This window comes from Geodermatophilus sp. SYSU D00742, from assembly GCF_054049935.1.
In genome coordinates this window covers 53227-65641 of record NZ_JBJGYJ010000004.1, presented here as the reverse complement: position 1 = coordinate 65641, position 12415 = coordinate 53227, and the positions used below count along the sequence as shown (strand labels likewise).

At 74.3% G+C, this 12415-nt stretch carries 13 protein-coding genes and 1 riboswitch; of the genes, 8 read left to right on the top strand and 5 right to left on the bottom strand.

Annotated elements, in window-relative coordinates; translation table 11 throughout:
* Positions 1-47: 47 nt before the first annotated feature.
* Positions 48-977 carry a siderophore-interacting protein gene (locus ACI78V_RS04085; protein WP_456849180.1) on the bottom strand — a complete coding sequence of 310 codons (930 nt, stop codon included), beginning with the start codon at positions 975-977 and terminating at the stop codon, positions 48-50.
* A 114-nt stretch (positions 978-1091) separates the two neighbouring features.
* On the opposite strand from ACI78V_RS04085, the gene ACI78V_RS04080 reads away from it, so the two are divergent.
* Positions 1092-2099 carry an ABC transporter substrate-binding protein gene (locus ACI78V_RS04080; protein ID WP_456849178.1) on the top strand — a complete coding sequence of 336 codons (1008 nt, stop codon included), beginning with the start codon at positions 1092-1094 and terminating at the stop codon, positions 2097-2099.
* Between the two features lie 33 nt (positions 2100-2132).
* On the opposite strand, the gene ACI78V_RS04075 is transcribed toward ACI78V_RS04080, so the two are convergent.
* The 3 genes from ACI78V_RS04075 to ACI78V_RS04065 all read right to left on the bottom strand — a co-directional run bounded on the left by ACI78V_RS04075 (position 2133) and on the right by ACI78V_RS04065 (position 5451).
* On the bottom strand, positions 2133-3083 hold the full coding sequence (locus tag ACI78V_RS04075) for an EamA family transporter (protein WP_456849177.1): 951 nt from the start codon (positions 3081-3083) through the stop codon (positions 2133-2135).
* Between the two features lie 96 nt (positions 3084-3179).
* Positions 3180-3572: a VOC family protein gene (locus ACI78V_RS04070; RefSeq protein WP_456849175.1), complete on the bottom strand. Its 393-nt coding sequence runs from the start codon at positions 3570-3572 to the stop codon at positions 3180-3182.
* Positions 3573-3648: 76 nt separating this feature from the next.
* Entirely contained in the window at positions 3649-5451 is a 1803-nt protein-coding gene (locus ACI78V_RS04065; protein WP_456849174.1) for a BCCT family transporter, read from the bottom strand.
* 206 nt (positions 5452-5657) lie between these two features.
* On the opposite strand from ACI78V_RS04065, the gene ACI78V_RS04060 reads away from it, so the two are divergent.
* From ACI78V_RS04060 to ACI78V_RS04030, 7 genes are all read left to right on the top strand, one after another.
* Positions 5658-6050, top strand: coding sequence for a hypothetical protein (locus ACI78V_RS04060; protein WP_456849173.1), 393 nt, complete (start codon positions 5658-5660; stop codon positions 6048-6050).
* 25 nt (positions 6051-6075) lie between these two features.
* The gene (locus ACI78V_RS04055) at positions 6076-6876 is read left to right on the top strand and encodes a thioesterase family protein (RefSeq protein ID WP_456849172.1); all 801 of its coding nucleotides are present in this window, start codon (positions 6076-6078) and stop codon (positions 6874-6876) included.
* A gap of 51 nt (positions 6877-6927) precedes the next feature.
* Positions 6928-7821 (top strand): mechanosensitive ion channel family protein, encoded by an 894-nt coding sequence (locus ACI78V_RS04050; RefSeq protein ID WP_456849170.1) that lies wholly within the window; start codon positions 6928-6930, stop codon positions 7819-7821.
* Positions 7818-8315, top strand: a complete 498-nt coding sequence (locus tag ACI78V_RS04045; protein WP_456849169.1) for a hypothetical protein — start codon at positions 7818-7820, stop codon at positions 8313-8315. The genes ACI78V_RS04050 and ACI78V_RS04045 overlap by 4 nt, the downstream gene beginning before the upstream one ends.
* A 122-nt stretch (positions 8316-8437) precedes the next feature.
* Entirely contained in the window at positions 8438-9379 is a 942-nt protein-coding gene (locus ACI78V_RS04040) for an ABC transporter substrate-binding protein (RefSeq protein ID WP_456849168.1), read from the top strand.
* 15 nt (positions 9380-9394) lie between these two features.
* Positions 9395-10357, top strand: coding sequence for an amino acid ABC transporter permease (locus tag ACI78V_RS04035; RefSeq protein ID WP_456849166.1), 963 nt, complete (start codon positions 9395-9397; stop codon positions 10355-10357).
* Complete coding sequence (locus ACI78V_RS04030) at positions 10354-11127, top strand: amino acid ABC transporter ATP-binding protein (protein WP_456849164.1); 774 nt, start codon at positions 10354-10356, stop codon at positions 11125-11127. Before ACI78V_RS04035 ends, ACI78V_RS04030 begins: the two co-directional genes overlap by 4 nt.
* 36 nt (positions 11128-11163) lie before the next feature.
* On the opposite strand, the gene ACI78V_RS04025 is transcribed toward ACI78V_RS04030, so the two are convergent.
* On the bottom strand, positions 11164-12192 hold the full coding sequence (locus ACI78V_RS04025; RefSeq protein ID WP_456849163.1) for a zinc-binding dehydrogenase: 1029 nt from the start codon (positions 12190-12192) through the stop codon (positions 11164-11166).
* Between the two features lie 84 nt (positions 12193-12276).
* Positions 12277-12392, top strand: a riboswitch (SAM riboswitch).
* Positions 12393-12415 lie beyond the last annotated feature (23 nt).

The window sequence follows — 12415 nt, the reverse complement described above, 5'->3', positions numbered from 1 at the left end:
CACGTGCGCGGACGTGCACGGCGGGTCCCCGCGATGTGCCCAGCGGCTCAGGAGGCGACGCCCTGCCGCCAGTAGCCCATGAACGCCACCGCGCCGCGGGGGACGCCGAGGTCGCCGACCAGGTGCCGGCGCAGCTGCTTGACCACTCCCGCCTCGCCGGCCAGCCAGGCGTAGCAGCCCGAGGCCGCATCGGCGTCGGGGACCTCCCACAGCAGCTGGGAGTCCAGGTCGACGTCCTCCGGGGCCTCCGCCGGCGTCGCCGCCACCCCCAGCTCGCACAGCGCCGCGTGCACCGCCGGAACCAGCAGCGAGCCGCGGACGGCGCCCGAGCGCGGCAGCCAGCGAACGGTCACCCCCGGCGGCAGCGCCAGGTCCACCGCGTCGCCCTCGGCCGGCACCTCCAGCAGGGCCACCACGCGGCGCGGGGCCTCCTCGAGGGCCTCGAGGATCGCGCACACCGCGGGGACGGCGGTCTCGTCGCCGGCGATCAGCAGCGTGGTGGCCGCGGCCGGCGGAGCCCACTCCACGCCCCACATCCGCCCGCGCCCGGGCCGGTCGGGGCCGAGCAGCACGATGCGGTCGCCGGGCGCCGCGGCCGCGGCCCAGCGGGCGGCCGGACCGGCGTGCCCGTCCTCCACCCCGTGCAGGACGACGTCGACGTCGAGCTCGGCGACCTCGGGACGCGCGGCGCGGACCGTGTAGGTGCGGATCCACGGCCGCTGCTCCTCGGGCATCGCACAGTACTCGGCGTACCACTCCGGGCCACGGTCGGTCAGCCGGCGCAGGCCGGCCGGGTCCCGGGCGAGCACCAGCTTGATCCGCTGGTCGTCGCCGGCGACGCCGAACCCGGCCAGGTCGGGGCCGGTGAGCGTGATGCGCACGAAGCTCGGCCCCAGCCTGCGGACGGCGGCGACCTCGACCGGGAAGAAGGCCCAGCCGGGCGCGGCCCGGACCTCCGGCTCGACGGTGAGGCTCATGCGTCGTCTCCGCTCTCCCCGGGATGCCGGCCCGTGCGGACGGCAACAGAGGTGAGGCTAACCTAAGCCGCTGCTCGGGGGAACGACCCCGAGGTGACCTGCGAGGAGATCCCGTTGCACCGCACACCGCGCCGCCTGATCGGTGCCTCCCTCACCCTGGCCGCCGTGCTCGCCGCCGCCGGCTGCTCCGACGACGACACCGCCGGCGCGGCCGGCACCAGCGCCTCGGGGGAGGGCGGCTGGCGGTTCACCGACGACATGGGCAACACCGTCGAGCTCGACCGGACCCCGACCCGGATCGCCGGGCTCAACGACGTCGTCGCCTCGCTGTGGAACTACGGCATCGAGCCGGTCGCCGCCTTCGGCCAGACCTCGGCCGCGGACGACGTGGCGTTCGACGGCAGGGACCTCGGCGAGCTGGAGATCGTGGGCGAGAGCTACGGGCAGATCGACCTGGAGCAGCTGGCCGCGGCCGACCCCGACGTCATCGTCACCTCGGTCTACCCGACCGACTCCGAGGGCACGCTGGACGACACCCAGCCCCTCTACGGGTTCGAGTCCCTCGAGCAGCAGGAGCAGGTCGCCGAGATCGCCCCGGTCATCGCGATCGCCTATCGCGGCTCGGCCGCCGACGTCATCGAGCGGACCGTCGAGCTGGCCGGGTCCCTCGGCGCGGACGAGGAGGTGGTCGACGCCGCCCGCGAGGACTTCGACGCGGCGTCGGAGACCCTCTCCGCGGCCGCCGAGGGCGGGCTGACCGTGCTGCCGGTCTACGCCACCGTCGCCGACGGGTGGTGGATGAACAAGGCCGCCGACGACCCGTCGCTGCGGCTCTACCAGGACCTCGGCGTCCGGTTCGTCGACCCGGGCGGCGACGGCTACTTCTGGGAGTCGGTGGGCTGGGAGGAGGTCCCGGACCACCCCAGCGACGTGATCCTGTACTCGCTGCGGTTCAGCATGACGCCGGAGGAGATCGCGGCCCAGCCCACCGCCGCGTTGCTGCCGGCGGTGCAGGCGGGCCAGCTGTACCCCTGGAAGTACATCGGCATGGACCACGTGGCGCAGGCCGCCTACATGGAGGAGCTGGCCGGCTACCTCACCGAGGCCAGGAAGGTCACCTGAGTCGGCTCCCCGCTGGTCGCCTCCCGGCGCGGGTCACGAGGGCGCGACGGTCTCCGGGACCGCGGCCGTCGCGGGCGCCGACCGCGCCGTCTGGGCCAGGCCGATCCCCACCAGGACGACGAAGCCGCCCAGCACCTGCCAGCCCGACAGCACCTGTTCCACCCACAGCCAGGCCACCACCGACGCCAGCACCGGCTCGACGGTCGCCACGAGGCCGGCGGTGGTGGGCGACAGGTGCCGCAGCGCCGCGATCGACAGCCAGAACGGCACCATCGCCCCGAGGACGACGATCCAGGCGACCAGCGCCCACAGCGGCAGCTCCAGCGCGCCCAGCGACACCGGCACCCGCTCGGTGAGCACCCCGGCGTCGAACTCCCACCACGGCGCGGCCACCGACCAGAACAGCCCGGCGGCGACGAAGCTCCAGCAGGTGAGGGCCACCGGGTCGCGGGAGACCGTGCCGCGCTCCCCCATGAGGTAGTAGGTGGCCAGGCACAACGCGGCGGTCAGCCCCGCGGCCACGCCGAGCGGGTCCAGCGAGCCGCCGCCCTGCCAGACCTCGGCCACGAACACCAGGCCGGACAGCGACAGCAGCAGCGCCACCCACAGCCGGCTGCGCACCCGCTCCCGGCGGACCAGCCACACGTAGAGGGCGATGAACACCGGCGCGGTCATCTCGAAGACCAGCGCGATGCCGACCGGCAGCCGGCCGATCGCCACGTAGTAGAGGAACTGCGTGAGGGCGACGCCCACCACGCCGAACACGGCGAGGAAGGGCACCTCCCGCCAGGTGGTCCGCAGCCGCCCGGGCGAGACGAGCGCCAGGACGACGAGCAGGCCGACGGCGGCGCCGACGCAGCGCAGCGCGGTCAGCCGGGTGGGCGGGATGCCGGCCTGCAGCGCCAGCGTCGAGACGGTGCCGTTGACGGCGAAGAACCCCGCGGCGGCGACGGTGGCGGCGTATCCGAGGGCGGGGCGCGGCATGGCGAGAACGTAGTCCCCGTAGCGCCTCGTGCCGCCTACCTGGTGGGGAGTCGGACCACGGCCGGGACGCCACCGCGGTGGACCCCCCGGCCGGGCTCACTGCACGGAGGCCGGGTCCATCCAGACGGCCTCCCAGACGTGACCGTCGGGGTCGGTGAAGCTGGCGCCGTACATGAAGCCGTGGTCCTGCGGCGGCAGCCAGGGCTTCCCGCCGTGCTCGAGCGCCCGGGTCACGAGCGTGTCGACCTCCTCGCGGCTGCTCGCCGACAGGCCGTTGAGCACCGTCGTCGACTGCGCCGGGTCACCGACCTCGCCGGTCACGAAGTCGGCGAAGCGGTCCCGGGTCAGCAGCATCACGACGATGTTCTCGTCGACCACCACCGAGGCGGTCCGCTCGTCGGAGAACTGCTCGTCGAAGGAGAACCCCAGGCCGCCGTAGAACGCCTTGGCGGCGGCGAGGTCCCGCACCGGCAGGTTCACGAAGATCATGCGCACGGTCGTCGGTCCCGTCGTCCGGGGGCCCGGTCGGCCCCGTCGCGAGTAGGACGGGGCCGGCCGGCGGAACTCATCGACCGCGGTCGGGGACCGGGGAGCCGACGTCCCGCACCCCGCGCTCCCCGCCGTCCTCCCGGTGCTCGACGGCGCGGACCGGGCCGTCCGGGACGCCGTCCCCGTCGGTGTCCGGCGCCGGCTCGACGACCAGCACGAAGTCCTCGCCGTGCCGGGTGATGCCCTCGACGACGGCCTGCTCGACGGCCTCGGCGGCGACCGTGCGACGCAGCACGACCGGGTCGGTCCGCACGTCCCTGGCCAGCGACACCGCCAGTCCCACCATCACCAGCGCGAAGGGCAGCGCGGCGATGATCGTCAGGTTCTGCAGGCCGGTGAGCGCCTCGTCCCCGCCGGCCAGCAGCATGATCGCGGCGACCGCGCCCATGACGACGCCCCAGAACACCACCGTGCCCCGGCTCGGCGACAGCGTGCCGCGCTCGGACAGCGACCCCATCACGATCGAGGCGGCGTCCGCGCCGGAGACGAAGAAGATCGCCACCAGCACCATCACCAGCACGGTCATCACGGTGGCCAGCGGGAAGGTCCCGAGGACGCCGAACAGCTGCCCCTCCGAGGTCCCCTGCCCGGCGACGTCGGCGCCCCCGCGCTGGGCCGCGATGCCGGCGCCACCGAAGACGGCGAACCAGACCAGGCTGACCACGCTCGGGACCAGCAGCACGCCGGACACGAACTGGCGGATGGTGCGCCCGCGGCTGATCCGGGCGATGAACAGCCCGACGAACGGCGTCCAGCTGATCCACCAGGCCCAGTAGAAGACCGTCCAGCCGCGCAGCCACTCGGCCATCGGGTCGCCGCCGGTGGCCTCGGTGCGCGCGGCCATGGCGGCGAGGTCGGAGAAGTAGCTGCCGATCGTCGACGGCAGCAGGTTGAGGATGAAGACCGTCGGCCCGACCACGAAGACGAACACCGCGAGCACCAGGGCGAGCACCATGTTGGTGTTGGCCAGCCACTGGATGCCCTTGGCGATGCCGGAGACCGCCGAGGCGACGAACGCCGCGGTCAGGACGGCGATGATCACCACGAGGCTGCCGTTGCCGACGTCGCCGGCCCAGCCGAGGATCTCCACCCCGCTGCCGATCTGCAGCGCGCCCAGGCCGAGCGAGGCCGCCGACCCGAACAGCGTCGCGAAGATCGCCAGGACGTCGATGACCCGGCCGGCCGGCCCCTCGGTGCGGCGCGTGCCGAACAGCGGGGCGAACGCGGCGCTGATCAGCTGCCGGCGGCCCCGGCGGAAGGTGCCGTAGGCGATCGCGAGCCCCACGACGGCGTAGATCGCCCACGGGTGCAGCGACCAGTGGAACAGCGTCGTGGCCATCGCCGTCTGCACCGCCTCGGGCGTCTCGGCGGTCACGGTGCGCGGGGGCGGGGAGACGTAGTGGCTCAGCGGCTCGCTGACGCCGAAGAACATCAGGCCGATGCCCATGCCGGCGCTGAACATCATCGCGACCCACGAGACCGTGCGGAACTCCGGCGCCTCGTCGTCCCGCCCGAGCGGGATCCGCCCGTACCGGCTGGCGGCCAGCCACAGGACGAAGACGACGAACGCGGAGGCGAGCAGGACGAACAGCCAGCCGAGGTTGGTCTCCACCCACTCCAGGGCGGTGCCGCTGGCCGAGCCCAGCCCCGACGGCGAGGCGAAGCCCCAGGCGACGAACGCCAGGGCGACGACGGCGGAGACCCCGAAGACGACGCGGTCGAGGGAGCCCCCGCGGTCGGCCGGTGACGGCGGGGGCGGCGCGACGGCGGGGTGCGCCCCGGAGCCGGTGGACGGTGGGCCTGCTGGTGTTCTCGTCACGGTTGCGTGCGACGCCGGGGACCGGCGTTCCTCCCTCTCGATCGACGGCGGACGCGCCACCGCTCCCGGGGTGCGGGAGGAGGCGGCGCTCCCCCACGGTCCGGAGCGGACCGGCCGGATGCAAACCGCCGTGATCTCGGCGACACGACCGCGCGGCAGCCGCCGGTGCCTGTGTGCCCGCGGGACGGCGGGGGCACACCCCGGCCGTGGCGCCCCCGTTCCCCCCGTCCCAGTCGCGGCCACCGTGGTCCCCCCGACGCCGGAAACTGCTGGTCGGGCTGGCGGTCGGGGTCGCCGTCGGCGTCCTCGGCTCGTTCGTGCTGCCGGCGCAGTACGGCATCACCGCACTGTTCCTCGCCGGCCTCAGCGGCTTCCTGCTCGTGGTCGCGGTCGTGGTGTTCGTCACCTACCCCGGGCCGGACACCCTCGGCCAGCTGCTGCGGACCCCACCCCTGGCGGGGGCGGTGCTGGTCGTGGCGGTGCTGCTGGTGCTCGCCAACCCGGCCGGGTCGCTGCGCTGGCTGTGGGTCGTGGCCGCCGCCGTCGCCGCCGCGTGGACGGCGTTCGCGGTGTGGGAGACCCGCCGGTACGGCGGCTGACGAGGCCCCCGGCACACTTCCCGGCATGGACCAGCCCACCACAGAGGACCTGCCCGCCGCCCTCTACCGGCCGGTCGACGGCGGGTACCTCGCCACCGCGCTGACCATCGGCCCCTGGGACGCGGGCCTGCAGCACGCGGGGCCTCCGGCGGCACTGCTGGCCCGCGAGGCCGAGGCGGCGAGCGGGATCGCCGACGGGCAGACCGTCCGGCTCGCCTACGACATCCTCGGTCCGGTGCCGGTGGGCCCGGTGGCGGTCTCGGCCCGGGTGCTGCGCCCCGGCCGGCGGGTCGAGCTCGTCGAGGCCCGGCTCACCGCCGGCGACGACCGGCCGCTGATGCGGCTGACCGCCTGGCGGGTCCGCACCCGTGCCGCCGAGGGGACGCCGGAGCCCCCCGTCCCCCTCCCCGGGCCGGCGGAGAGCCGGCCGGAGACGGCGGACTTCTTCACCACCGACGTCGCCTACCACCGGGCGCTGGAGTGGCGGTTCGCGCACGGCTCGTTCAACGCGCCCGGCCCGGCCGCCGCCTGGACCCGTCCGCTGTGCACCCTGGTGGACGGCGAGTCGATGACACCCCTGCAGCACCTGCTGGTGATGACCGACGCGGCCAGCGGCATCTCCGCCGTCCTGGACTGGACGACGGCGACGTTCGCCAACGTCGACCTCGGCCTCTCGCTGGTCCGGCCCCCGGCCGGGGAGTGGCTCGGCGTGGACGCGACCACCACCATCGGCCCGGCCGGCGCCGGCCAGTGCTTCGCCGACCTGTACGACACCACCGGGCGCGTCGGCCGTTCCGCCCAGTCGCTGTTCGTCGAGCCGCGCTGACCGCCGGTCACGGTTGGCGTTCCCCGGCGGCGGCGACGACGCTGGGGGGCGATGGAACCACTCGACGCACTCCTGAACTGGCTCTCCGGCCGCGGGCTGGAGATCGTGCTCATCATCCTCGGGTCGGTGCTGCTGGCCCGGCTCGTGGCCTGGGTGGGCACGAAGATCACCGACCGCATCGACGCCCGCTCCACCGGCGGCGACGTCCTGGTCCGGTCCGAGGCGGCCAAGCACCGGCACTCCCTGACCCAGGTGATCACCTGGACGCTGGTCGTGATGATCTACGCGATCGCCGCCTTCTTCGTGCTCGACCGCGCCGGCATCCCGATCGGCGGGCTGGTGGCCCCGGCGACCGTCCTCGGCGTCGGCCTCGGCTTCGGCGCCCAGCGGATCGTCGGCGACGTGCTGGCCGGGTTCTTCATCATCACCGAGCGGCAGTACGGGTTCGGTGACGTCGTCTCCATCCAGGTGGTGGGCGGTGGCGACGAGGCGACCGGCACCGTCGAGGACGTCACGCTGCGGATCACCCGGCTGCGCTCGCCCAACGGCGAGGTCATCACGCTGCCCAACGGCCAGATCGTCAAGGTGGTCAACCTGTCCCGCGACTGGGCCCGCGCCGTCGTGGACATCCCCGTCCCCACCACCATGGACGTCAGCCGGGTCAACGACCTGCTGCACAGGGTCGGCGAGGAGGCCTTCGCCGACCCCGCGATGCGCCCGCTGCTGCTCGACGAGCCCAGCGTCATGGGCGTGGAGACCCTCGACCTGGAGCAGGTCAACGTCCGCATGGTGGCCCGCACGCTGCCCGGCAAGCAGTTCGAGGTGGGCCGCGACCTGCGCGCCCGCGTCGTCCTGGCCTTCCGCCGGGCGGGACTGAACATGCCGCCGCCGACCTCGCACGTAGCCGCCGAGGACCTCTCCGCCGCCCAGGACGGCGCCCGGTGAGCCCCCGCCACGCCGACGAGCACCCGACCCGCGAGCTGCCCACCGGGCGGCCGTCGGTGCGCACCGCGCCCCCCTCGGGGCTGCGCCGGTTCTGGTCGGCGGTGCCCCACCACCTCGGCCGCGCCCGCACCTCGACCGTCGTCCTGACGGTCCTCTTCCTCGCCATCGGCACGCTGTACCTGTACGTCCGCCCGCCGGTGACCGGCGTCGGCACGATCCAGCAGCCCGCCGGCAGCACCCAGCCCGCGCCGGCACCGGCACCGGTGACCACCGAGCCGACCCGGGCCCCCGAGACCACCGAGCCCACCGGGACGACGGAGCCGACGCCGACCCCCACCCGCAGCACCGCGCCGACCAGCACGCCGCGCGAGACGACCGGGACGACGCCGGAGGAGACCACCCCCGAGGAGGGGACGACGAGGACCAGCCCCCGCGAGCCGGCACCGACCCCCGCGCCGACGTCGGACGCCCCCGTACCGACCACGTCCCCGTAGCCGTGACGGCCGCCACGCACGGCGGTCACCCAGGCACCTCGCCGCGCCGGGGCCGTGGTCCACAGGGCAGGATCAGCACCCCGCGCCTCGGCGGACGAGGCGCCTGTGGAGGGAGACAACCCGTGGCCATCCGATCCCTGACCCGGCGTGGACGGGTCGCCGTCGCGGCCGCCGCCGGCCTGACCCTCGTGCTCGCCGGCTGCGGGGACGACTCCGGCGGCACCGACGCGGGCAGCGGTGGAGGTGGCGCGGCGGCGAGCACCGAGCCGTTGCCGACGGTCGAGGCCGACGAGGCGCTCGCGGCGATGGTCCCCGCGGAGGTCGCCGAGGACGGCGTGATCACCGTCGGCACCGACAGCAGCTACGCCCCGAACGAGTTCATCGCCGAGGACGGCGAGACGATCGTCGGCTTCGACGTCGACCTGTTCAGCCTGGTGGCGCAGAAGCTCGGGCTGGAGGCCCGGTTCGAGACCGCCGACTTCGGCTCGATCATCGCCGGCGTGGGCTCGGGCCGGTACGAGACGGGTGTCTCCTCGTTCACGATCAACCCCGAGCGACTGCAGCAGGCCACCATGGTCAGCTACTACTCCGCCGGCACCCAGTGGGCCACGAAGGCGGGCAACCCCGACGGCGTGGACCCCGACAACGCCTGCGGGCTGACCATCGCCGTGCAGCGGGCCACCGTCCAGGTCGACGACATCACCGCCCGCTCGCAGGCCTGCGAGGCCGCCGGTGAGGAGCCGATCACGATCAACCAGTACGACCTGCAGAGCGACGCCACCGCGGCGATCGTCTCGGGCGCGGCCGTCGCCGGCCTGGCCGACTCCCCGGTCATGGCGTACGCCGTCCAGCAGACGGGCGGCCAGCTGGAGCTGCTGGGCAACATCTACGAGGCGGCGCCCTACGGCTACGTCGTGCCGCTGGACCAGACCGAGTTCGCCCAGGCGCTCGCCGACGCCGTCCGCGCGCTCATCGAGGACGGCACCTACACCGAGGTGCTCGAGCGGTGGGGCGTGGAGAACGGCGCCATCGACGACCCGACGGTGAACCCCACCGTCGGCTGACCGGAGCCCTCCGCCATGGCCGCCGAGGCCCCCGACACCACCCGGCCGGCACCGCCCGAGCGCATCGAGGCGGTGCCGGTCCGGCACCCGGGGCGGTGGGTCGCCACCGCCGTCATCGCCGTGCTGGCGGCGATGTTCGTCCACATGCTGGCCACCAACCCGGTGTTCCAGTGGGACTTCATGGTCGACAACATGTTCTCGCCCCCGGTCCTCCGCGGGGCGCGGACGACGTTGGTCATGACCGTCCTGGCCATGGTGCTCGGGGTGGTCCTCGGCATCGTCCTGGCCGTCATGCGGCTCTCGCCCAACCCGGTCGTCTCCGGCACCGCCTGGGCCTACATCTGGTTCTTCCGCGCGATCCCCCGGATCGTCCTGCTGTTCTTCGTCGCCAACCTCGGCGCCCTCTACGCCACCTACGAGTTCGGTTTCCCGTTCGACCGCCAGCTCATGGACCTGTTCGGGTTCGACGCGGACCTGCGCCTGTTCGGCTTGAACGGCAACCAGATCTTCACCGGCTTCTTCGCGGGGCTGCTGGGTCTGGCGCTGTCCGAGGCGGCCTACATGGCCGAGATCGTGCGGGCCGGCATCCAGTCGGTGGACCCCGGCCAGGCGGAGGCCGCCCACGCCCTGGGCATGAGCCGGGGCAAGACCATGCGCCGGATCGTCCTGCCCCAGGCGATGCGGGTCATCATCCCGCCCACGGGCAACGAGACGATCGCGATGCTCAAGGACACCTCGCTGCTGATCGCCGTCCCGGTGACCACGGAGCTCAACTTCCAGCTGCGGGCCATCGGCAGCCGCACCTTCCAGATCATCCCGATGGCCGTGGCCTCGATCCTCTGGTACGTGGCGCTGGCCAGCCTGCTGATGATCGGCCAGCACTTCCTGGAGCGGCGGTTCAGCCGCGGGTTCGGCACGCGGGAGACACGGGCACAGCGGGCCGCGCGCAGGGCGCGGGGGATCGGGGGCACGAAGTGAGCGTCGCGGCGCAGCCCATGGTGCGGGCCGAGGGTGTGCGCAAGTCCTTCGGCCACGTGGAGGTGCTCAAGGGCATCGACCTGGAGGTCGCGCCCGGCGAGGTGGTGTGCGTGATCGGCCCGTCCGGGTCGGGGAAGTCGACCTTCCTGCGCTGCGTCAACCACCTGGAGAAGATCGACTCCGGCCGGCTGTGGGTGAACGGCCACCTCGTCGGCTACCGCGAGCACGGCGGCAAGCTGCACGAGCTCCACGACCGGCAGGTGGCCGCGCAGCGGCGCGAGATCGGCATGGTGTTCCAGCGGTTCAACCTGTTCCCCCACATGACCGCGCTGCAGAACGTCATGGAGGCGCCGGTGCAGGTGAAGGGCGTCCGCAAGGAGGAGGCCCGGGCCCGGGCGGTGGAGCTGCTGGAGCGGGTGGGGCTCGGGGACCGGGTGGACAACTACCCGAACCAGCTCTCCGGCGGCCAGCAGCAACGCGTCGCGATCGCCCGGGCCCTGGCGATGGAGCCCAGCCTCATGCTCTTCGACGAGCCGACCTCCGCCCTCGACCCCGAGCTGGTCGGGGAGGTCCTGGACGTGATGCGGGGGCTGGCCGACTCCGGCATGACGATGGTCGTCGTCACCCACGAGATCGGCTTCGCCCGCGAGGTGGGCGACTCCCTGGTGTTCATGGACGACGGCGTCGTGGTGGAGTCCGGCAACCCCCGCGACGTGCTCACCGACGCCCAGCACCCCCGCACCCAGGCGTTCCTCTCCAAGGTCCTCTGAGGAACCGGCACCCGGGGGCGGCGGCCGTCCCCGCCCTCACCAGGAGGTGACGACGGCGATGCCGGGCGCCGAGCCGACCGCGGCCAGCGCCGCGGCGGCGTCGTCCAGGGGCAGGTGGCGGGTGACCAGACGCTGCGGGGCCAGCCGCCCGGCCGCGATGAGGCCGATCAGCTCGGGGTAGGCGTGCGCGGCCATGCCGTGGCTGCCCAGCACCTGCAGTTCGCGCGCGATGACCAGCTCCATCGGCACCGACGGCCGGCCCTGCGCCGGCGGCAGCAGCCCGACCTGCACGTGCCGGCCGCGCGGGCGCAGGCACCGCACGGAGTCCTCGCAGGTGACCGCCGCCCCGAGCGCGTCCAGCGAGACGTGCGCCCCTCCTGCGGTCAGCTCCACCACGGCCGCCGGCACGTCCGCGCCCCCCTCGACGACGTACTCGGCGCCGAGGTCGCCGGCGAGGTCCAGCGCCGCCGGGGAGACGTCGACCGCGACCACCCGCGCACCCGCCGCCACGGCCACCTGCACCGCCGAGAGCCCGACACCGCCGCAACCGTGCACGGCGACCCACTCGCCGGCCCGGACGCCGCCCACCTGGACGACCGCCCGGAAGGCCGTGGCGTACCGGCAGCCCAGCGCCGCCGCGGTCCCCTCGTCGAGGCCGTCGGGCAGGGCGACGAGGTTGACGTCGGCGGCGTCGAGGGCGACGAACTCCGCGAGTGAGCCCCAGTGGGTGAAGCCGGGCTGCGTCTGGTGCGGGCAGACCTGGTGGTCCCCGGCGGCGCACTGCGCGCACCGGCCGCAGGCGTTGACGAAGGGGACGGTCACCCGGTCGCCGGCCCGCCACCGGCGCACGCCGGCTCCGACGGCGGCCACCGTGCCGGCCAGCTCGTGGCCGGGCACGTGCGGCAGGACGACGTCCGGGTCGTGACCCTGCCAGGCGTGCCAGTCGCTGCGGCAGATGCCGCTCGCGCCGACCCGGACGACGACGCCGCCGGGCGCGGGATCGGGCGTGGGCACCTCCCGCACGCTCAACGGGCCACCGAACTGCTCGAACACCAGTGCACGCACCCGGGCAGCCTCCCGCACCGCCACGGGCGTCCCCCCGGGGGCGGGCTTCCCCGTGCGACGGCCGGCTGCCTAAGATCGCGGCTGGCTCACGAGAGGCAGTGCGAAGCACCTGGCTGGCTGCCCGGCAACCTCGACTCCGTCCGAGGTGCTCCAGGGGAAGAGCCGGCCGGTCGGCGCCCGCCGCCCGGCAAGGACGGAGGTCCCCGTGCGCCGCGGGGTCTCC

What these genes read in the sequence shown, in the direction of transcription:
- ACI78V_RS04055 (WP_456849172.1), top strand. Translation starts at nt 6,076, where the DNA reads ATGGACCAGCCCACCACAGAGGACCTGCCCGCCGCCCTCTACCGGCCG.
- ACI78V_RS04085 (WP_456849180.1), bottom strand. Translation starts at nt 977, where the DNA reads ATGAGCCTCACCGTCGAGCCGGAGGTCCGGGCCGCGCCCGGCTGGGCC.
- ACI78V_RS04075 (WP_456849177.1), bottom strand. Translation starts at nt 3,083, where the DNA reads ATGCCGCGCCCCGCCCTCGGATACGCCGCCACCGTCGCCGCCGCGGGG.
- ACI78V_RS04050 (WP_456849170.1), top strand. Translation starts at nt 6,928, where the DNA reads ATGGAACCACTCGACGCACTCCTGAACTGGCTCTCCGGCCGCGGGCTG.
- ACI78V_RS04035 (WP_456849166.1), top strand. Translation starts at nt 9,395, where the DNA reads ATGGCCGCCGAGGCCCCCGACACCACCCGGCCGGCACCGCCCGAGCGC.
- ACI78V_RS04070 (WP_456849175.1), bottom strand. Translation starts at nt 3,572, where the DNA reads ATGATCTTCGTGAACCTGCCGGTGCGGGACCTCGCCGCCGCCAAGGCG.